The organism is Pseudoflavonifractor sp. HNCC25GI2, from assembly GCF_058136395.1.
This window is the reverse complement of sequence record NZ_JBYUOW010000002.1, coordinates 164,093-183,210: the sequence shown is the minus strand read 5'-3', so window position 1 is coordinate 183,210 and position 19,118 is coordinate 164,093. Positions and strand designations below refer to the sequence as shown.

Below are 19,118 nucleotides of genomic sequence, written 5' to 3'. Positions count from 1 at the left end.
TGGTAGACATGGGGCAAAACGGCCGCTGAACGGGTCCGCCCCGGGTAGAAGGAAATCAGATTATTCCAGCCCCTCCAATTCCTTGAGCCACAGCTCCGACACGGCGTCGCTGGGCATCCGCCAATCCCCGCGGGGGGACAGGGACACCGAGCCTACCTTGGGACCGTCGGGCAGGCAGGAGCGTTTGAACTGCTGGACAAAGAAGCGGCGGTAGAAGTTCTTGAGCCACTTGAGAATGGTGGCCCGGTCATACTGTCCGCCCAGGGCGTACAGGGCCAGCCGATACACCTTCCGGGGGGAGAAGCCCCACCGCACCGCGTAGTAGAGATAGAAGTCGTGGAGCTGATAGGGCCCCACCAGATCCTCCGTCTTCTGGGCGATCTCCCCCTCCTTGGGGGGCAGCAGCTCGGGGGAGACGGGGGTGTCCAGAATGTCCAGCAACACGGCGGACAGCTGGGGGTCGGTGCTCTGGGCCTGCCGGGCGGCGTAGGCCACCAGGTGGCGGACCAGGGTCTTGGGGATGCCGGCGTTGACGCCGTACATGGACATATGGTCTCCGTTGTAGGTGGCCCAGCCCAGGGCCAGCTCGGAGAGGTCGCCGGTGCCGATGACCATGCCGCCGGTCTGGTTGGCGATGTCCATGAGCACTTGGGTGCGCTCCCGGGCCTGTCCGTTTTCAAAGGTGACGGACAGGTCCTCCATGGACTGGCCGATGTCCCGGAAGTGGACCTTCACCGCCTCGCCGATGTCCACGGTGCGGAAGGAGGTTCCGATGCGCTCGGCCAGCACCTGGGCGTTGGACTTGGTGCGGGCGGTGGTGCCGAAGCAGGGCATGGTGATGGCAATGATGTCGGTCATGGGCCGCTGGAGCAGGGCCATAGCCCGGGCGGTGATGAGCAGGGCCAGGGTGGAGTCCAGCCCGCCGGACAGGCCCACCACGGCGGTTTTGGCGTGGGCGTGGGCCAGCCGCTTCTTGAGGCCCAGAGCGGCGATGGTGAGAATCTCCTGGCAGCGCTCGTCCAAGTGGCCGCCGTCCTCCGGGACAAAGGGGTTCTGGGAGACAGGGCGGGTGAGGGCGGTGTCCGTCACCTCCAGGGAGAAGGAGCTGAAGTCCATCCGCTCCTGTCCGGCGGCGGGGAAGGTGGTGTTGCGGCGGCGCTCAAAGGCCAGGCGCTGCACGTCCACCTCGGTGACGGTGAGGCCGGAGGCAAAGCGCTCCTCGGCCAGCACGGTGCCGTTTTCCGCGATGATGTTGTGTCCGGCAAAGACCAGGTCGGTGGTGGACTCCCCCTCTCCGGCGTCGGCGTAGAGGTAGCCGCACAGCAGCCGACCGGACTGCCCCGCCACCAGGGAACGGCGGTAGCCCGCCTTGCCCACCGTCTCGTTGGAGGCGGAGAGGTTGAGGATCAGGGTGGCCCCGTGGGTGGCAAGGGTGACGGAGGGGGGCACCGGGGCCCACAGGTCCTCGCAGATCTCCGCGCCGATGGTGAGCTCGGGCAGCGTGTCACACTGGAAGAGCTGATTCTTGCCCAGAAAGACCTCTTGGCCGCAGAGGGTCAGGCAGAGGAATTCCGCCTCCGGGGCGGGCTCAAACCAACGCTTCTCGTAAAATTCGCCGTAGTTGGGCAGGTGGGTCTTGGGCACCAGGCCCAGCAGCTCCCCGCGGCAGAGGAGGGCGGCGCAGTTGTAGAGCTTGCCCCCGGCCCGCACGGGCAGGCCAACCGCCAGGAAGAGGTCCAGCTCCTCCGTAGCCGCCAGCACCTGGCCCAGGGCCTCCTCCGCGCCCCGGAGCAGGGTGTCCTGCAAAAACAGGTCGCCGCAGGTGTACCCGGTCAGGCACAGCTCCGGCAGGCACAGCACCTTGACGCCCTGCTCCGCCGCCTGGCGCATGAGGGCAATACAGGCCTGGGCATTGTGGGCGCAGTCGGCCACCCGGATCTCCGGAGTGCCTACGGCCACTTTGACAAATCCGTCCCGCATGTCGGAAAACCTCCCTTGGAAGTGAATGATTCGTAATTCGGCGTTTGCCGTCTGTTTTCGGAACCTATCATACCGTAAATTTGTGGGAAATACAAGGGGACAGCCCCGGAAGGCAGGGCCTCCGGGGCTGTGTTTTTTCTTTTTGAAATTATTCCACTCCGCCCCGCTCCAGGGCGGACCGGACGTTTGAGGAGAAGGCGTCCCAGGTCTCCGGCTCCCAGCTGTCGAAGGGAGGGGAGAACTCGTGCTGGAAGGAGCCCCAGCGAGCAACGGAACCGTCCTCCGCCCGCTCCACGGCCAGATAATAATTGCCGCCGGGGTGATAGCGCAGCTGGCTGTCCACCCAGGGAGCGCCCGCCCAGGGGGCATTGAACAGGTCATCCACCACAAAGCCGAAGTCGTAGGCATAGAGCTCCACGTTCTCCCCCAGGCTTTCGGGGAGGGCGGGCTGTTCCAGACGGGTGAGCTGGACCTCCAGATAGGATGCCCCATAGTCTCCCGCATACCCCGGCGTGCGCCACAGGTCCAGAGTGTCCGAAAGTGCCTCATTCATGACCGACAGGACCTCCGAATCGGTGACAGAAACAACCTGGGTGCTGTCGGTGGCGGTGCGGATGAGCTGGTACAGCTTGGTACAGCCATTCAGGCAAATCGGCTCCGTGACGCTGATTTGGTCCTCCGCCCGCCCTGCGTGGAGGGAAATGGTCTCACCGTCTGTGAGCTGGAGCTCCAGCGCCCACAGGCCGTAGTCCAGAACGTCTTCATCGCTGTATACCTTCTCCTCCACCAGAGGCTGACCGGCGGCAATCTGGATGAGCTGGGCCAGTTCCTCACGGTCCAAACGATCCAACCAGCCGGAGGTCACCGGGCCGCCAGAGAAAGAGATTGCTGCAATGTCCTCTGCACGGAGGGTAGACATGGTCTCCAGAATATGATCTGCGGTGTCTTCTACGCGGCCCAAAAGGGTTACCTGTCCATCCACCACGTTCATATACCAATAGGCGGGATATTGAGCGCTGGACAGACCGGTGAGGAACAGCAAATCTGCCTCAGGAATGACCACGTCCGGGGTCAGGGGCAGGGTGTAATAGGTGTGGTCGCTGTCGTAGCCCTCTCCGGTACAGGGGTCTACAGAGATGGTGTCTCCGTCCTCCAGGAGCTGGACACCTCCCATGCCCGCGGCGTACACCGCGCCGCAATAGCCGGTGAAGTCCAGGTCAGGGGCGGAGAGGGCCAGATAGGCAGTGGAGGCCAGCTGGACCCGGACGGCCTCGTTTCCATCCACTTCCACTTCGCCCAGGGTGCCGGCCTGGGTCATGGAGACGGAGAACTGAATTGTAGAGGCGGGAATGGAGTAGGTTTCCCCCTCATAGGTGTGGCGGAACTGAACGTCCTCGCTGAGGGAGACCGTGCGGGGCTCCTCCGCCGCCATACCGTCCTCCCCCCAAATCCACTCCGACAGCGCCTCCTCATCGGCAATGAGCCCCTGGGACAGGGGGTAGTAGGTGACGGTGCGTGCCTCCAGGTCTATGCCCGCAATCCAGGCCCCGTCCCCCTCTGGGGTACTGGCTCTGGTCTGGCAGCCCACCAGGCTCCCGGCCAGCACCACCACAACCAGGACCGCCGCCATGGCAATCCGGCCCCGGCGCTTGGGAGCGGTGTCCATCATGGCCTTGAACCGGGCAAAGACCTCCTTCTTGTCCCCGGAAAAGCCGGTGGTCAGCCGGGAGAGGCCCCGGTCCCCGGCGGTCATCTGGTCCAGAATGGCCTGGCCATAGGCCCGGCGTCCCGCCGCATCCCGGTCCTTCAAAAGATTATAGTCACAGCAAAGCTCTATCTCCCGGTGAAGCTGGCGCACCAGCAGCCACACCATGGGGTTAAACCAGTGGACGGCCCGGGCCAGGGAGGCCCACAGGAGCTGAGCAGTATCGTGGGATTTCAGGTGGGTGAGCTCGTGGGCCAGTGCGGTGTCCAAAGAGCCCTGAGGCATCCCCTCGGGCAGCAGAATCGCCGGATGGAGAAAGCCCATGAGCAGAGGGGTGTGGACCAGGGAGCAGCGGTAACATTCTACCTCCCGCTCCAGGCCTACTACCTGTTTCTGCGCCTCCAGGGCGGCCAGGTTCTCTGGCCCGGCAGGGGTGCTCCACCGCAGGCAGCGGCGGCGGAAGAGGCGGTAGCGGACAAGCCCGCCTGCAAAGAGCAGAACGGCCACAACGGTATAAACCAGATAGACCACGCCTGTCCAGTGGACAGTGTAGGTGGTCGTTCCATCCACCGTGACGGAGCGCAGGTAGTCGTTGTCCCGGATGGTCACATCCTGACCCTGGGCGTCCTCATAGTGGACGTAGTGCCGGTACCACATATTCCCGTCCTCTGTCATGGTCACGGTACCGCCCGAGCTGCCGCGCCCCGCTGCCACAATATTTTCGTTGTCCCAGGCATAGTCGTTCACCCGGTCATAGGCCCCGTCCACCACGACCTGGGGGGTGTCCAGCTCAATGGGGGAGGGAATCACAGCCGTGAGGAAGGACCGGGCGGGCAGGTAGAGAAACATGACCACCAGCAGCCAGGTCCAGACCTGCCGCCACCAGGTGGGGGCAAACCGCCCGTCCAATGCCCGGCGCAGCAGGAGCAGCAGGGCAATGACCACCCCGAAGCCCAGGCTTGTGGAGATGAGATGGGCCAGATTTTCCGCCATGTCAGTCCTCTCCTTTCTTCAGCAGGGCTTGCAGCGCCTTCACGTCCTCTGAGGTCAGCTTGGTCTCCGGGGCCAGAGCGGCCACCAGGCTGGACAGGGAGCCGCCGTGGAGCCGGTTGAGGAAGGAGCGGCTCTCAGCGGCCAGGTAGTCCTCCCGCAGCACCTTGGGGGTATAGACGTTGGCCCGGCCCTCCTTCCGGCCCTCCACAAAGCCACGCTCCTCCAGCCGGGAGAGAAGCTTGATGAGGGTGGGGGCCTTCCAGTCCCGGCTGAGCTTTTCCGCGATGTCCGCCGTGTGGGCCGGGTAGTGGTCCAGAGCCCACAGGGCCTGCATCACCTCCAGCTCCGCGTCTGGCAGGTGGGTCAGAGCTGCCATAGGGGTCACCTCCATTTTAGACATTTGTCTATCTATCTGCTTTTATTTTACATTTGTCTAAATAAGCGGTCAAGAGGTGCGGATGAACTTTTTCACATTCTGCGAAATGGACAAAAAAGCGGCCGTCCCTTTGGACGGCCGCTTGGTGCAGCGAAATATTAAGATAAGGATGGCACTCAGCTGACGGAGACGTAATCACTGGACACATAGCCGGTGACGCCGCCGCCGATGTCCACCTTGTACCAGCCGGAGCCGGCATCTTCCAGAATGATAATCTTGTCGCCGTTCTTGACGCTGGCGATCTTGTCATAGGAGGAGCCGGGGCCGGAGCGGACGTTCAGACCGTTTCCGGCGTTGGTGATGGTAGCGGTGGTGTTGGGGGTCACGGAACCGCCGGTGCTGCCGCCGGTGGAGGTGCCGCTGTTTCCGTCGGTGGACGTGCCGGAACCGGAAGAGGTGTTGGCGGGCTTGCAGTGGACGTCACAGGTGACGGTGACAGAGCCCACGGAGGCGGTGATCACCGCCTTCTGCTTTTCCGTGCCCTGGTTCACGTTCTTCACGTTGCCATACTCGTCCACGGTGGCCAGAGAGGTGTCACTGCTGGACCAGGTGACGGTGGCGGTGGCGCCCGCGGGGGCCAGGGTGGCGGTGAGCTGGGTGGTCTCACCCGGCTGCAGGGTCATATCGGTCTTATTCAGGGTGATGGAGGTAACCGTGGTACCTGTCTCGCCCTGGGACTGGCTGCCCGAGCTGCTCTGGGAGCCGGAGGAGCTGCCGTCAGCGGAGACGTCGCCGTCCGAGGATGTGTCCGAACCGGAAGCGTCGGAGCCGCTGGCGTCCGAGCCGTTGGAGCTGCTCTGGCTGGTGCTGACGTCGGAGCCCGCGCTGTTGCTGCCGGTAATCAGGGGGGCGATCCGGGTAAAGACGATAAACAGGGCTGCAATGATCAGCACCAGAGAGATGACCAGCCCCACCAGCTGCACAGGGTGTACCTGTCGGCTGCCGCCGCCGGCCACCCGCCGCCCGCCGATGCCGGTGCGGCCGGGGCGCTCGTCGCAGAAGGGACAGCGCTTATAGGTGCTGGAATAGTCCTCGCCGCAGTTTTCACACCGGATCATGTCCGGGCGGCGGATGGGAGTCTGTCTTTGAGAAACGGGTGCTTTGCCCGAGGAAGACTGCCGGGAGGCCGTCTGCTTTTTGGAGACGGTCTTTTGATCAGAAGAAGCACGCCGGGAGGGCTGCCGTTTGTCTGCCATGTCCATACCTCCACATGTAAAGCGGTTTAACATCCTGCCAAGGCAGGATTACTTTTATTGTATAAGAATTTTTCCGCTCCGTCAACGAAAAAAGGCGAAATAACAAAATGTTCATAATTTTATGTCTACTTCCGCCCTCCCTTGACCGTCCTCTCGTTTTTTCATATAATAATACCTGCTGAATACCCTGCGCCGTCCAGGCGCCGGACCGACAGGAGGGGTACGCCGTGGGGGGGACTATCACCGCCACCGAGGCCCATAAACAGTACAATGAGGCCATTACCGCCTTTCGCAAGCTGATTCCCGACCCCGCTCTGCGCATGACCTTCAGCCGTCAGGTGGACGGCTACATGCGTCAGTATGTGCTGGGCGTGTGGCAGGCGGACAACGCCAGCTCCATCACCCCCCGCCACGTGGAGTTCTATAACGCCATCTACTCCGCCGGAAATCCCGTGCCCTCCGCCCTCTACTGGGAGGTGGCCACCGGAGTGGCCTCCTTTGACCTGTTCCGGCCCCCGGCCTTTTTTGAGGACCTGCGCCGCTATGACCGGATGCGGGGCACAAGCCTGGCAAGGCGATTTGCCGACCAGCTGACCCTCATTCTGCTGCTCTTCGCGGCGGTGGACGATCTGGTGAGCGAGAGCGAGGCGGGCTTTGTGAACGCCTGCAGCGACACTCTCATTGCCCTGTGCGACCAGGACGGCCTGCGGCCCGACCGCCCCGCCCTCAACGCCGGGGACTTTGTCTCCCGGCCCTCCCCACCGCCCCCTGTTCCCACCGCCCCCGCCGCCCCTCAGAAGAAGGAGGAGGCCGCGCCCCAGAAGACGGAGGAGAAGCGGGCGGAAGAGGAGCCTCCCAAGCTGGAGGACGTTCTGGCGGAGCTGGACGGGCTGTGCGGGCTGGAGAAGGTCAAGAAGGACGTAAAGAGCCTCATCAACCTGGTGAAGGTGCGCAAGCTGCGCCAGGAGGCGGGCCTGCCCGTCCCGCCCATGTCCCTGCACCTGGTGTTTCTGGGCAATCCGGGCACCGGAAAGACCACCGTGGCCCGGCTGCTGGCCAAAATCTACCGCTGCATCGGCGTTTTGAGCAAGGGCCAGCTGGTGGAGGTGGACCGCTCCGGCCTGGTGGCCGGCTTTGTGGGCCAGACCGCCCTGAAAACCCAGGAGGTGGTCCAGAAGGCCATCGGGGGCGTGCTGTTCATCGACGAGGCCTACGCCCTGGTGAACCAGGAGAACGGCAACGACTTCGGCCACGAGGCCATCGAGGTGCTGCTGAAAAACATGGAGGACCACCGGGACGACCTCATCGTCATCGTGGCAGGCTACACCGGCCCCATGGAGAAATTCATTCACGCCAACCCCGGCCTGGAATCCCGGTTTAACAAGTATTTCTTCTTCGAGGACTACGACGGCGGTCAGCTCATGGAGATTTTCCAGTCCATGTGCCGGAAAAACGGCTACCAGCTGTCAGCGGAGGGAGAGGCCTGGGTCCGGGAGGACCTGAAGGAGCTCTACGAGAACCGGGACGAGAACTTCGGAAACGCCCGGGACGTGCGCAATCTCTTTGAGAAGGCGGTGGCCCGCCAGTCCGACCGGGTGGCCCAGTTGGAGGCACCCACCAAGGAGCAGCTCATGGAGCTGCGCCCCGAGGATTTGAAAGACCCGGAGCCTGTGGCTTCGGAACCAGATACAGAGGAGGAACCGATCAAATGAAAATTCTGTTTGACCAGATGGAAGAGAAGGTTTTGCCCGAGTTCAAGGGGGGCACCGGAGCGCTGAACGCCCGGATGCACACCGACGAGAACAACAAGATTATGCGGGGCAGACTGGCCCCCGGCAGCTCCATCGGCCTTCACACTCACGACACGGGCAGCGAGATCATCTACATCCTGTCCGGAACCGGCAAGGTGCTCTATGACGGGGAATACGAGACCCTAGCCCCCGGAGACTGCCACTACTGCCCCATGGGCCACAGCCACAGCCTCATCAACGACAGCGACGGGGACCTCACCTTCTTCGCCGTGGTCCCTGAGCACCCGGCCAAGTAAGGAGAACCATGAGAATTGCCTTTTACACCCTGGGCTGCAAGGTCAACCAGTATGAGACCCAGGCCCTGGAGCAGCTGGCCCAGACCCGGGGCCACACCCTGGTCCCCTTTGAGGGGGAGGCGGACGCCTACGTCATCAACACCTGCACCGTCACCGCGGTGAGCGACAAGAAGTCCCGCCAGATGATCCGCCGGGCCCGGAAACGGGCGCCGGAGGCTCTGGTGGCGGTGTGCGGCTGCTATCCCCAGACCCACCCCGGCGACATGGAGGGGCTGGAGGTAGACCTGGTGGCGGGCACCGGAGACCGCACCGGCTTTGTGGAGCTGCTGGAGCGCACCTGGCAGGAGCGCCAGCCGCTCTCCGCCCTGGACGACCCCTTCTGCCGCCGCATCTTTGAGGTACTTCCTCCCGGCGGGCTGGAGGGACGGACCCGGTGCATGCTGAAGGTGGAGGACGGCTGCGTCAACTTCTGCTCCTACTGCATCATCCCCTACGCCCGGGGTGCCATCCGCTCCCTGCCCCTGGACAAGGCCCGGGAGCAGGCGGCCGCCCTGGCGGCGGAGGGCTACCGGGAGCTGGTGCTCACCGGCATTGAGATCTCCTCCTGGGGCCACGAATGGAGGGACGGATCCACCCTCATGGACCTCATCGAGGCCGTGTGTCAGGCGGCGCCCCAGTGCCGGGTGCGGCTGGGTTCCCTGGAGCCCCGGACGGTGACGGAAGACTTCTGCCGGCGGGGGGCGGCCCTGCCCAACCTGTGTCCCCACTTCCACCTGTCCATGCAGTCGGGCTGCGACACGGTGCTGAAGCGGATGAACCGGAAGTACGACACCGCCCGGTTCTACGAGAGCGTCGCCCTGCTGCGGCAGTACTTTGACCGGCCCGGCATCACCACCGACCTCATTGTGGGTTTCCCCGGGGAGACGGAGGAGGAGTTTGGGGAGACCCTGGACTTTCTCCGCAAATGTACCTTCTCCGCCATGCACATTTTCCCCTACTCCAAGCGGCCCGGCACCCCGGCGGCCAAGATGCCCGGCCAGGTGCCCAACGCCGTGAAGGAGGAACGGGCCCACCGGGCCGCGGCAGTGGCCGCGGAGCTGGAGCGGGCCTATCTGACCGAGTGGGTGGGCCAGTCCCTCCCCGTCCTCTTTGAGGAGGAGCGGGACGGGCACTGGCGGGGCTACACCACCCGCTATACCGAGGTCCGGGTGGACAGCAAGGAAAACCTCCACAACCAGCTGCGCACCGTGCGCCTGGAGCGGGTGGAGGATAACGCCCTGGCAGGACATTTGGAAGACTAAAAAAACCGCTTCACGGACAACGTGCCGTGAAGCGGTTTTCTTATTGCGGTTCCTCTTCCTCCCGGGGGTCGGGCAGGTCAATATAGATGGGCTCATGGCCGGTGGAGTCCACATAGCGCAGCAGGTCCTCCCGCCCAAGGCGCAGGGTGGAGGTGGAGATGCCCGGGTGGCCGCTGATAAATTCGTCGGCCAGCAGCGCCCGGTCAATGACCAGCTGCACCTTGTGCTCCGTGTCAAAGAGAAGCTCCAGGGCGGAGACGGAGCCGGGAATGGTCTGAAGGTACTGCTTCATGTGTCCCTCGTCGGCAAAGGACAGCCGGGCGCAGCCCAGCTGGGCGGAGAGGTACTTGGTCTTGAAGGGCTTGTCCCCCGGCATCATGAGGAGGTAAAACTGGGTCTGCTGGCGGTTGCACAAAAAGAGGTTCTTGCAGATTTTGGCTCCCAGAAGGGACTCGATTTGCAGACAGGCCTCCATGGTGTCGGCGTGCTCGTGGTCCATCCGCAGGTAGGGGATGTTCAGCTCCTCCAGGCGGTCGTAGACCGCCAGCTCCTGGGGAATGCGGTCATCGGTGGGACGGCCGGTGTAGACAGTGGGATTGATATACATGTCCATTCTCCTTACAAAACCGTGATTCGTCCCTTCATCATAGCACAAAGGGTCCACCCTGGTAAAGGGACCGGGGCCGGGCGGAAAAATTTTTGTCCCCGGCAGCCCCTTGTGGTACAATAGGGGACACAGAACGGAAACAGGAGGCGGGCGTATGTATACCTATGGTCTGGGCCAGACCCTGTCACTGCTGGAGGGAGCGCCGGCGCCGGGGACGGCGGCGGTCTATGTGCTCACCTCCGAGGAGCTGGCCCGGCACCCCCAGCTGCCCGGGCTGGAGGGCGTGCTCCACCATACCCCCAGTGCCCGGGATGCCCGGGTGTGCAAGGCGGAGGTGCGCCGGGACTGCATGAGCGGTACAGTGGTGGTCCCCCGCCGGGGCCGGGAGGGGGACCGGGTGGCCTTCGGCTACCTGCTCACCGGGGACCGGGTGGTGCTGTGCGATGACACCGGGACGGCCCATGCCATCCTCAAGCGCCTTGGAAAGGAAAAACGGTGGCGGGAGAACGGGCCGGGGCGGTTCTTCTGTGAGTTTCTGGAGCAGCTGCTGGCCCGGGATCTCCACCACCTGGAGGAACTGGAGGACCAGCTGGCCCAGCTGGAGGACCAGGTGCTTGCAGGGGAGCTGGAGGGCTTCAACGCCGCCCTCTCCCCGCTGCGGAAGCAGGCACTGGGCTGGCTTCGGTACTACACCCAGCTGGACGGGGTGGCCTGCGAGCTGGAGAGCGACGAGGCGGGCCTCTTTTCCGCCGAGGAGCAAGGGCTGTTCCACATGCTGGAAAAGCGGCTGGCCCGCCTGCGGGACGAGGCCCAGCTGCTGCGGGAGTACTGCGTGCAGGTGCGGGAGCTCTTTCAGGCGGAGCTGGACATCCGGCAAAACCGCATCATGAAGATTCTCACCGTGGTCACCACCGTCTTTCTGCCCCTGTCCCTGGTGGCTGGGTGGTACGGCATGAACTTTACCGGCATGCCCGAGCTGAGCTGGACCTATGGCTATCCGGCGGTCATCGCTGCCAGCGTGGTCATTGTTCTGCTCACCCTCTGGATTATGAAAAAGAAGAAATTCTGGTAAACGAAACCGGCCCCGGGCATTGCCCGGGGCCGGTCTGTTCTTCTGATGCTCAGCGCAGCCGCTCCTCCACCAGATGGGAGAAGGCCTGGAAAGCGTTGGGGACGGCGTATACCTGCTGCAGCTCCGCCCGGTCGGCCCACACCCAGCCCTCCGGCAGGGCGTCGCCCTCCGCCTCCAGCACCTGGGCGGTCATGTGCCACTCGATGTGGGAGAAGATGTGCTTGCCCGTGCCGCCCCGCTGGGCAGAGCCGGAGAGGCCCCAGTGCCCGGGCCAGTCGGTGCCGTCAGCCAGCTCGTTGGGGTACTCCCACAGTCCGGCCAGCAGGCCTCGGCCGGGGCGGCGGCGCAGAGCCACCTTGTCCCCGTGAAAGACCAGCCAGACGGTGCGTTCCTCCACCCGCCGGGCCTTCTTGGCCGCCTTCACCGGCAGCTCACCGGTGCGGTCCTCCAGGTGCGCCCGGCAGAAGGAGGCCGCCGGACAGCGGTCACAGAGAGGCGCCCCGTTGGGCAGACAGACGGTGGCGCCCAGCTCCATCATGGCCTGGTTGAAGTCCCCCGGAGCGTCTACCGGAATGAGCTCCGCCAGGGCGGCGGTGACCTTTTTCTTCATGGCCGGGGTGGAGATGTCCCCCGGGTCCCCGGTGATTCGGGCCACCACCCGCAGCACGTTGCCGTCCACCGCCGGAGTGGGCAGGCCGAAGGCAATGGAGGCGATGGCTCCGGCGGTGTAGTCCCCCACCCCGGGCAGGGCGTGGATGGCATCATAAGTATTGGGGAATAGGCCGCCGTGCTCCTCCACAATTTGCCGGGCGGCCTTCTGCAGGTTGCGGGCCCGGCTGTAATAGCCCAGCCCCTGCCACAGCTTCATCAGCTGATCCTCCGGCAGAGCGGCCAGGGCCTCCACCGTGGGGGCCGCCTCCAGAAAGCGGCGGTAGTAGTCCAGCACCGCCGCCACCCGGGTCTGCTGGAGCATGATTTCCGAAATCCACACCCGATAGGCGGTGGGATGGCTGCGCCAGGGCAGCGTCCGGGCGTGTTCCCGGTACCAGAGAAGCAGCGGAATGGGCAGCTGCCCAAGTGGTGTATCCATAGTGTCCTCCTTGTGTCCGCCCCCGGCCCCTGTATCCTCCGGCAGGCGGTGTCTTTCTATTATACTGTCCCCCGGCCTCCGCCGCAAGTGGGAGAAAGATGGACCACTATATAGCTATTTAATTATAATATACATAATGAATTTGGGAATGGTATTTCCAGGCCCCAGATGTTAAAGTTTTAACAGAACAAAAGTTAAAAAATTAACGATATGCCATCTGCCGCTCTTGTGGTATATCGGAGATGATAACCTTTGTTCGTGATCATTCCTTTTTCATCCATCCTTCCAGATCAACCAGAAAGGGGCACCCCGCAGGGGTGCCCCTTTCTGGTTGTTGCGTTATGCCTCTTAAACCGCCGCTGACAAACAGGGCCGCCCCGAAGGGCGGCCCCGGAAAGACGGTTATTGCTTGCTGTGCAGCTGGGACAGGGTCTCAATGATCTCGTAGACCAGGCCGTCGCAGTGGTCCTTGCGGGCCTCGCCCCGCTCATGGGCGGCCTTCAGCAGGGTGGCGCAATCGGTGGCGCCGTGCTTCTGGCGGAAGGTGCGGAGTAGTTCCCGGGCCTCCTGCTCTCCGTAGCCCAGACCGCCCAGCACCATCAGTGCGCCGGACAGGGCGCCGCAGGTGGCGCCGTGGAGCATGCCGGAGCCAAAGTGGGAGCCCAGAGCCTGGGCCTGCTCCGGAGTAAGGCCCATCTCCTGGGCAAAGGGCATAATCACAGACTGGCAGCAGTTGTAGTGATTCTGGGTGTCGGTGCGCAGGGCGCGAACGTGTTCCATGTGGTTCATAATGTGGTTCCTTCTCTCTTTCTCAGATTACTTTACCTTGTCAATGATCATCTGCTCGTAGCGCAGATAGGTGTAGCCCGCCTTTTCGTACAGGTGGACGGCCCCCTGGTTGACGTGGTTGACCTCCAGGCGGAGGCGGCGGGCGCCGGGGTAGCTCTGCTCAATCCAGTTGAGGATGTCCAGTCCCAGGCCCTTCCCCCGGAATTCGGGCAGCAGGTAGATCTCCTCCAGGAAGACGCACCGGCCGCCCACCTCGGCGGAGTAGCACAGGGTGATATAGAGGTAGCCCGCGGGCTGTCCGTCCCAGGAGATGAGCACACCCCGCAGCAGCGGCTCCGTGGCGTCGGCAGCGTCCCGGAAGGTGTGCTCCAGAATGGACTCGTCCACCGGATGGAGAACGGCGTCGGTCTGGTAGAAGTCCCGCACCATGGGCAGGATGAGGTCGTGATCCTGGGGGGTAATGTCGCGGAAGCTGAGCATGATAAAACTCCTTTTCTCATTTAGTTGAAAATATCCGGGGTGTCGGCAAAGAGCTGCCGCACCCGGGCAAGCACAGGTCGGTTCTCCGGCCGCTGCAGGGCCGGGTCCTCCGCCAGCAGGTCACGGGCGGCCTGCTGGGCCTGGGTCAGAAGGCGGGTGTCCCCCGCCAGGTCGGCAATCTTCAGCTGCGGCAGGCCGTGCTGCCGGCTGCCGAAGAAGTCCCCCGGCCCCCGCAGCTTCAAATCCTCCTCGGCGATGCGGAAGCCGTCGGTGGTGGAGGAGAGCACCCGTAGCCGCTGCATGGACTCGGGATTGCGGGTGGAGGTGACCAGCACGCAGTAGGACTGGTGCTTTCCCCGGCCCACCCGGCCCCGGAGCTGGTGGAGCTGGCTGAGGCCGAAGCGGTCGGCATTTTCGATGATCATCAGGGAGGCGTTGGGCACGTCCACCCCTACCTCCACCACGGTGGTGGCCACCAGCACCTGGATGTCTCCCTTGGCAAAGGCGGCCATCACCGCCTCCTTTTCCCTGGGGCGCAGCTTGCCGTGGAGCACCCCCAGGCGCAGGTCGGGAAAGACATCCTTCTGCAGCTGGGCGGCGTAGCTGGTCACCGCCTTCAGATTGAGGGCGGGATGCTCCTCGCCGGGGAGAGCGGCGTCGGGGTTGTCTTCCACCGCCGGGCAGATGAGATAGACCTGCCGGCCCTGGGCCACCTGCTGGCGGACAAAGTTATACATCCGCTCCCGCTTGTCCTCCCGGATGATATAGGTCTCCACCGGAGTGCGGCCGGGGGGCAGCTGGTCAATGACCGATACGTCCAGATCCCCGTAAATCATGAGGGCCAGGGTGCGGGGAATGGGGGTGGCCGACATGACCAGCACATGGGGGGCTCCCTCCGCCGCCCCTTTGGCGGCCAGGGCGGCCCGCTGGGCTACGCCGAAGCGGTGCTGCTCGTCAGCAATGATGAGACCCAGCTTGGCAAAGGACACGTCGGCAGAGATGAGGGCGTGGGTGCCCACGGCCAGGTCGAGCTCCCCCGCCGCCAGCGCCGCCCGTACCTTCCGCTTTTCCGCCGCGGGCAGGGACCCGGTGAGCAGACCCACCCGGATGCCCGCCGGGGCCAAGAGGGCGGACAGGGAGCGGGCGTGCTGTTCGGCCAGTACCTCCGTGGGGGCCATGAGGGCGGACTGATATCCGCCCTTTGCCGCCAGCCAGGCGGCGAAGGCGGCCACCGCCGTCTTGCCCGAGCCCACGTCCCCCTGGACCAGGCGGTTCATGGGCCGCCCCGAGGAGAGGTCGGCGGCGATCTCCCCCATCACCCGCCCCTGGGCCTGGGTGGGGGCGAAGGGCAGCAGGGCCTCGAAGTCTGTTTGGGGCTGGGGCGGAACGGGAAAGCCCGTCTCCTCCCCGCGCCGGTCCTTCAGGAGGGTCAGGCCTACGGACAGGTAGAAGAGCTCCTCAAAGGTGAGCCGCCGCCGGGCCAGGTCCAGGGCCTCCTCGTCCTGGGGGAAGTGGATGTTCCGTAGGGCAAATTCCAGCTCCGCCAGCTGATAGTGCTGGCGAAGGCCGGCGGGCAGCGTCTCCGGGAGGCTGCCCGCGCAGGGCAGAGCCTGCTGGGTCAGGGAGGCCAGCAGGTGGTTGGAGATGCCCGCGGTGAGGTGGTAGATAGGCATGATGCGCCCGGTGACGTTGGGCCGGTCCGCCCGCTCGAAGATGGGGTTTACCATGGTGCGGCGGCGGCCCTGCTCCTCCACGGTGCCGAAGAAGATATACTCCTCCCCCGCCTGCAGGGCCCGCTGCACATAGCTTTGGTTGAAGAAGGTGAGGTGCAGGACCCCGGTCTGGTCCACCGCCTTGAGCTGTACCAGCTCCAGCCCCTTCCGGATGCGGGAGAGACGGGGGTGTTCCGCCGCCATGGCGGAGATGCACACCCGCGTTCCCAGAGGGGCCTGGCGGATGGAGTACATCTGCCGCCGGTCCTCGTAGTCCCGGGGGTAGCGGAGGAGCAGATCCCCTGCTTTCTCCAGGCCCAGCTTGCTGAGCTTCCCCGCACGCACCGCCCCCACGCCGGGGAACTGGGTCAGCGGGGTGTCCAGCGACACGGTCATAGGGGCACCTCCTGTCTGTAATGGCAGTGAAAACGGCTGAAATCAGCCGCTTTCCGCTATTCTACCACACATTGTCCGGGGAGTAAAGGCGAAAGAAAGCCCCTTGCCAAAGACTGAACTACCCCGTATAATGGGGGCAAAGCGTTTTGATTCTGGAAAGGAGATTCCTATGTCTGAGTATATTTTGAACCTGCTTCCTCTGGCCGAGGGGGAGCGGGAGAAGTTTGAGGCCCTGGCCCCGGACGCCGTCCATGTCTACGCCGGACGCAAAACGGTTACCCCGCAGCAGTTGGCCGAGGCCACCATCATTTTCGGCTGGCCCAAGGCCGAGGAGCTGCATTATGCCCGGAATCTTAAGTGGCTGCAGACCATGTGGGCGGGAACGGACGAGTACGAGGGAGAAGGCATCCTGCCTCCGGGCGTCATTATGTCCTCCTCCAGCGGCAGCAACAGCCTGAGCGTGGCCGAGCATATGCTGGCCAGCGTGATGGCCCTGTGCCGCCGTCTGCCCACCTACCGGGACAGCCAGAAGCAGCACCGCTGGACGGACGAGGGTGTGATGAAGACCATCTACGGCGGCACCGTGCTGGTGGTGGGCGCGGGACACATCGGCTCCACCTTCGCAGGCATGTGCCGGGCCCTGGGGGCCCACACCATCGGCTTGAAGCGGACGGTGCGCGGACCTGTGGAGGGCTTTGATGAGGTGTTCCCACTGGAGAAGCTGGACGAGCTGCTGCCCCAGGCCGACGTGGTGGCCCTCTGCCTGCCCCACAACGCCCAGAGCGCGGGGCTGATGAACGAGGCGCGCATCGCTCTTATGAAGGACGACGCCATCTTTATCAACGCCGGACGGGGTTCCGCCCTGGACCAGGACGCCCTGGGGCGGGCCATGGAGAAGGGCAAGCTGTGGGGAGCGGCTCTGGACGTGACGGTGCCCGAGCCCCTGCCGGAGGACAGCCCCCTGTGGGACATCCCCAACTTGCTGATTACCCCCCATGTGGCCGGCGGCATGCGGCTGGAAATTACCCGGAAGCGCTGCATTGAGATTGCTCTGGAGAACCTGCGCCGGTATCTGGCCGGGGAGCCCCTGATGAACCGGGCACGCTGACAATTCATACATAATAAAAGAGGAGGGACGCACAGCGTCCCTCCTCTTTTCGTTTCTCAACCCAATCCAACAAAAAAGTCCTGGTATTCCGCCTGAAAAATCTCTTTCAATGCCACCAGTTCACTCACTTTGATGTTCATGCGATTGGTCTCCAGTTTTGCATAAGTGCTTTTGGAAATACTCAGACCCATCAGCTGGAGTTTCGCCACTACCTGGTCCTGGGTCATACCTGCTCTGCGGCGCAGCGCCTGAATGTTGTGTCCAATATCCAGATCCGGTCGAATCTTTTGCATAGCCTCACCCATAATTCGCAATAAAGAATTTATGAGTTGAGTTTATCCACTTCGTGTATTATAATGTTTCGTGATAACGAATTTTGCGTGGTGGGAAACTATGATGAAGTGGCCTATGTGGATCAGGGTTCTGGTTGGAATTGGGGCAGTCCTGTTTTTTCTGGTGCTGTCCATTCTGGCTCAGTCTGTTTTAGGGGAGTACAGTTTGTTCCTGCTTGTTCCGGGGGCAGGAATATTCATTTATCTGAATCCGGAGCTGATGCGGGGGGATTAAACAGCAGATGCTGACATTTATAATATCAAAACAGGAGGGACGCTGTGCGTCCCTCCTGTTTTTTCGTTCATTCCAGGAAGCAAAACGAAGTTTTGCGCTCAGTTCTTTTTGGTTCTTTTTCTTGCAAGAAAAAGAACGCCTGCCCGGCGAGGGCTTAGAACTCCGCGTTGCCCACCGTACGGGGGTGCAGCTCCACGTCGCGGATGTTGCTGATGCCGGTGAGGTACATGACCATGCGCTCGAAGCCCAGGCCATAGCCGGCGTGGCGGCAGGAGCCGTAGCGGCGCAGGTCGCAGTACCACCAGTAGTCCTCGGGGTTCATGCCCAGCTCCTTGATGCGGGCCTCCAGAATGTCGATGCGCTCCTCGCGCTGGGAGCCGCCGATGATCTCACCGATGCCGGGCACCAGGCAGTCGGCCGCGGCCACGGTCTTGCCGTCGTCGTTCTGGCGCATATAGAAGGCCTTGATCTCCTTGGGGTAGTCGGTGACGAACACGGGACGCTTGTAGACCTGCTCGGTGAGGTAGCGCTCGTGCTCGGTCTGCAGGTCGCAGCCCCACTCCACCTTGTAGTCAAACTTGTCGTTGTTCTTCTTCAGAATCTCAATCGCATCGGTGTAGCTCACCCGGGCGAAGTCGGAGGAGGCCACGTGCTCCAGCCGCTCCTTCAGACCCTTGTCCACGAAGGAGTTGAAGAAATTCATCTCGTCCGGGCACTTGGCCATGACATAGTTGATAATATACTTGATCATAGCCTCAGCGGTGTCCATATAGTCGTTGAGGTCGGCGAAGGCCATCTCAGGCTCGATCATCCAGAACTCCGCGGCGTGGCGCTGGGTGTTGGAGTTCTCGGCGCGGAAGGTGGGGCCGAAGGTGTAGACGTTGCCGAAGGCCATGGCGAAGTTCTCGCAGTTGAGCTGGCCAGAGACGGTGAGGTTGGCCTTCTTGCCGAAGAAGTCCTGGGTGTAGTCCACGGTGCCGTCCTCGTTCTTGGGCACATTCTGGAGATCCAGGGTGGTCACCTGGAACATCTCGCCGGCGCCCTCACAGTCGGAGGCGGTGATGATGGGGGTGTGGACGTAGACGAAGCCCCGGTCCTGGAAGAAGCAGTGGATGGCGTGGGCAGCCACGGAACGCACCCGGAAGGCGGCGGAAAAGAGGTTGGTGCGGGGGCGCAGGTGCTGGATGGTGCGGAGGAACTCCACGCTGTGGCGCTTTTTCTGCAAGGGGTAGTCGGGGGCGGAGGGGCCCTCCACGGTGATGGAGGCGGCCTTTACCTCCAGGGGCTGCTTGGCGGTGGGGGTGAGGACCACGGTGCCGGTGACAATGAGGGCGGCGCCCACGTTCTGGGACGCAATCTCCTTATAATTGTCCAGCACACTGGCGTCCATAACCACCTGCAGGTTCTTGAAGCAGGAGCCGTCGTTGAGCTCAATAAAGCCGAAGCCCTTCATGTCCCGGATGGTGCGGGCCCAGCCGCAGACGGTGACCGTCTGGCCGCCCAGAGCATCCTGGTCGGCAAAAATAGAAGCGATGGTGATACGCTGCATAGCATTCCTCTCCATATCATTTCAGACAAATAAGCCCGGAAAGACCGGGTCTTTTCATTATAATGCTTTTTTTCTCCTTTTACAAGAGGA

General features: G+C 63.2%; 16 protein-coding genes. 5 read left to right on the top strand and 11 right to left on the bottom strand.

Annotation, left to right across the window (positions count from 1 at the left end; genetic code table 11):
- Positions 1-60: 60 nt before the first annotated feature.
- The 4 genes from AC3YUO_RS03405 to AC3YUO_RS03390 form a co-directional block, all read right to left on the bottom strand.
- Positions 61-1,980 carry an NAD(+) synthase gene (locus tag AC3YUO_RS03405; RefSeq protein WP_489961648.1) on the bottom strand — a complete coding sequence of 640 codons (1,920 nt, stop codon included), beginning with the start codon at positions 1,978-1,980 and terminating at the stop codon, positions 61-63.
- A 148-nt stretch (positions 1,981-2,128) separates the two neighbouring features.
- Entirely contained in the window at positions 2,129-4,678 is a 2,550-nt protein-coding gene (locus AC3YUO_RS03400; protein ID WP_489961647.1) for a M56 family metallopeptidase, read from the bottom strand.
- 1 nt (position 4,679) lies between these two features.
- A complete protein-coding gene (locus AC3YUO_RS03395) occupies positions 4,680-5,054 on the bottom strand; it encodes a BlaI/MecI/CopY family transcriptional regulator (RefSeq protein WP_489961646.1) in 375 nt (124 codons plus the stop codon).
- 176 nt (positions 5,055-5,230) lie between these two features.
- Positions 5,231-6,310, bottom strand: a complete 1,080-nt coding sequence (locus tag AC3YUO_RS03390; protein ID WP_489961645.1) for an SH3 domain-containing protein — start codon at positions 6,308-6,310, stop codon at positions 5,231-5,233.
- A gap of 227 nt (positions 6,311-6,537) precedes the next feature.
- Between AC3YUO_RS03390 and AC3YUO_RS03385 the strand changes: the two genes are divergently transcribed.
- Genes AC3YUO_RS03385 through mtaB form a run of 3 tightly spaced genes read left to right on the top strand, consistent with a single transcriptional unit; the run spans position 6,538 to position 9,658 of the window.
- Complete coding sequence (locus tag AC3YUO_RS03385) at positions 6,538-8,022, top strand: AAA family ATPase (protein ID WP_489961644.1); 1,485 nt, start codon at positions 6,538-6,540, stop codon at positions 8,020-8,022.
- On the top strand, positions 8,019-8,357 hold the full coding sequence (locus AC3YUO_RS03380; RefSeq protein ID WP_489961643.1) for a cupin domain-containing protein: 339 nt from the start codon (positions 8,019-8,021) through the stop codon (positions 8,355-8,357). The genes AC3YUO_RS03385 and AC3YUO_RS03380 overlap by 4 nt, the downstream gene beginning before the upstream one ends.
- 8 nt (positions 8,358-8,365) lie before the next feature.
- On the top strand, positions 8,366-9,658 hold the full coding sequence (gene mtaB, locus AC3YUO_RS03375; RefSeq protein WP_489961642.1) for a tRNA (N(6)-L-threonylcarbamoyladenosine(37)-C(2))-methylthiotransferase MtaB: 1,293 nt from the start codon (positions 8,366-8,368) through the stop codon (positions 9,656-9,658).
- A gap of 40 nt (positions 9,659-9,698) precedes the next feature.
- On the opposite strand, the gene AC3YUO_RS03370 is transcribed toward mtaB, so the two are convergent.
- Positions 9,699-10,265, bottom strand: coding sequence for a prolyl-tRNA synthetase associated domain-containing protein (locus AC3YUO_RS03370; RefSeq protein WP_489961641.1), 567 nt, complete (start codon positions 10,263-10,265; stop codon positions 9,699-9,701).
- A 154-nt stretch (positions 10,266-10,419) separates the two neighbouring features.
- Here AC3YUO_RS03370 and AC3YUO_RS03365 point away from each other — a divergent pair, with 154 nt between their 5' ends.
- Positions 10,420-11,337, top strand: a complete 918-nt coding sequence (locus tag AC3YUO_RS03365; RefSeq protein ID WP_489961640.1) for a magnesium transporter CorA family protein — start codon at positions 10,420-10,422, stop codon at positions 11,335-11,337.
- A 49-nt stretch (positions 11,338-11,386) separates the two neighbouring features.
- Here AC3YUO_RS03365 and mutY read toward each other — a convergent pair whose 3' ends face one another.
- The 4 genes from mutY to recG all read right to left on the bottom strand — a co-directional run bounded on the left by mutY (position 11,387) and on the right by recG (position 15,804).
- Positions 11,387-12,427, bottom strand: a complete 1,041-nt coding sequence (gene mutY / locus AC3YUO_RS03360) for an A/G-specific adenine glycosylase (protein WP_489961639.1) — start codon at positions 12,425-12,427, stop codon at positions 11,387-11,389.
- Between the two features lie 402 nt (positions 12,428-12,829).
- Positions 12,830-13,207, bottom strand: coding sequence for a C-GCAxxG-C-C family protein (locus AC3YUO_RS03355; protein WP_489961638.1), 378 nt, complete (start codon positions 13,205-13,207; stop codon positions 12,830-12,832).
- 36 nt (positions 13,208-13,243) lie between these two features.
- Entirely contained in the window at positions 13,244-13,696 is a 453-nt protein-coding gene (locus AC3YUO_RS03350) for a GNAT family N-acetyltransferase (protein WP_489961637.1), read from the bottom strand.
- A 20-nt stretch (positions 13,697-13,716) separates the two neighbouring features.
- Positions 13,717-15,804: an ATP-dependent DNA helicase RecG gene (gene recG / locus AC3YUO_RS03345; RefSeq protein WP_489961636.1), complete on the bottom strand. Its 2,088-nt coding sequence runs from the start codon at positions 15,802-15,804 to the stop codon at positions 13,717-13,719.
- Positions 15,805-15,973: 169 nt separating this feature from the next.
- Between recG and AC3YUO_RS03340 the strand changes: the two genes are divergently transcribed.
- Positions 15,974-16,912, top strand: coding sequence for a D-2-hydroxyacid dehydrogenase (locus AC3YUO_RS03340; RefSeq protein ID WP_489961635.1), 939 nt, complete (start codon positions 15,974-15,976; stop codon positions 16,910-16,912).
- Between the two features lie 56 nt (positions 16,913-16,968).
- On the opposite strand, the gene AC3YUO_RS03335 is transcribed toward AC3YUO_RS03340, so the two are convergent.
- Together AC3YUO_RS03335 and asnS are read right to left on the bottom strand one after the other, a co-directional pair.
- Positions 16,969-17,217 carry a helix-turn-helix domain-containing protein gene (locus AC3YUO_RS03335; protein ID WP_489961634.1) on the bottom strand — a complete coding sequence of 83 codons (249 nt, stop codon included), beginning with the start codon at positions 17,215-17,217 and terminating at the stop codon, positions 16,969-16,971.
- A 416-nt stretch (positions 17,218-17,633) separates the two neighbouring features.
- Positions 17,634-19,028 (bottom strand): asparagine--tRNA ligase, encoded by a 1,395-nt coding sequence (gene asnS / locus AC3YUO_RS03330; RefSeq protein WP_489961633.1) that lies wholly within the window; start codon positions 19,026-19,028, stop codon positions 17,634-17,636.
- Between the last annotated feature and the right edge of the window lie 90 nt (positions 19,029-19,118).

Bases quoted from the DNA above. Each gene is read 5' to 3' on its own strand.
- recG (WP_489961636.1), bottom strand. From the start codon at position 15,804: ATGACCGTGTCGCTGGACACCCCGCTGACCCAGTTCCCCGGCGTGGGG.
- AC3YUO_RS03390 (WP_489961645.1), bottom strand. From the start codon at position 6,310: ATGGCAGACAAACGGCAGCCCTCCCGGCGTGCTTCTTCTGATCAAAAG.
- AC3YUO_RS03335 (WP_489961634.1), bottom strand. From the start codon at position 17,217: ATGGGTGAGGCTATGCAAAAGATTCGACCGGATCTGGATATTGGACAC.
- mtaB (WP_489961642.1), top strand. From the start codon at position 8,366: ATGAGAATTGCCTTTTACACCCTGGGCTGCAAGGTCAACCAGTATGAG.
- AC3YUO_RS03340 (WP_489961635.1), top strand. From the start codon at position 15,974: ATGTCTGAGTATATTTTGAACCTGCTTCCTCTGGCCGAGGGGGAGCGG.
- AC3YUO_RS03355 (WP_489961638.1), bottom strand. From the start codon at position 13,207: ATGGAACACGTTCGCGCCCTGCGCACCGACACCCAGAATCACTACAAC.
- AC3YUO_RS03395 (WP_489961646.1), bottom strand. From the start codon at position 5,054: ATGGCAGCTCTGACCCACCTGCCAGACGCGGAGCTGGAGGTGATGCAG.
- asnS (WP_489961633.1), bottom strand. From the start codon at position 19,028: ATGCAGCGTATCACCATCGCTTCTATTTTTGCCGACCAGGATGCTCTG.
- AC3YUO_RS03380 (WP_489961643.1), top strand. From the start codon at position 8,019: ATGAAAATTCTGTTTGACCAGATGGAAGAGAAGGTTTTGCCCGAGTTC.
- AC3YUO_RS03365 (WP_489961640.1), top strand. From the start codon at position 10,420: ATGTATACCTATGGTCTGGGCCAGACCCTGTCACTGCTGGAGGGAGCG.
- AC3YUO_RS03400 (WP_489961647.1), bottom strand. From the start codon at position 4,678: ATGGCGGAAAATCTGGCCCATCTCATCTCCACAAGCCTGGGCTTCGGG.
- AC3YUO_RS03350 (WP_489961637.1), bottom strand. From the start codon at position 13,696: ATGCTCAGCTTCCGCGACATTACCCCCCAGGATCACGACCTCATCCTG.
- AC3YUO_RS03370 (WP_489961641.1), bottom strand. From the start codon at position 10,265: ATGTATATCAATCCCACTGTCTACACCGGCCGTCCCACCGATGACCGC.
- AC3YUO_RS03405 (WP_489961648.1), bottom strand. From the start codon at position 1,980: ATGCGGGACGGATTTGTCAAAGTGGCCGTAGGCACTCCGGAGATCCGG.
- mutY (WP_489961639.1), bottom strand. From the start codon at position 12,427: ATGGATACACCACTTGGGCAGCTGCCCATTCCGCTGCTTCTCTGGTAC.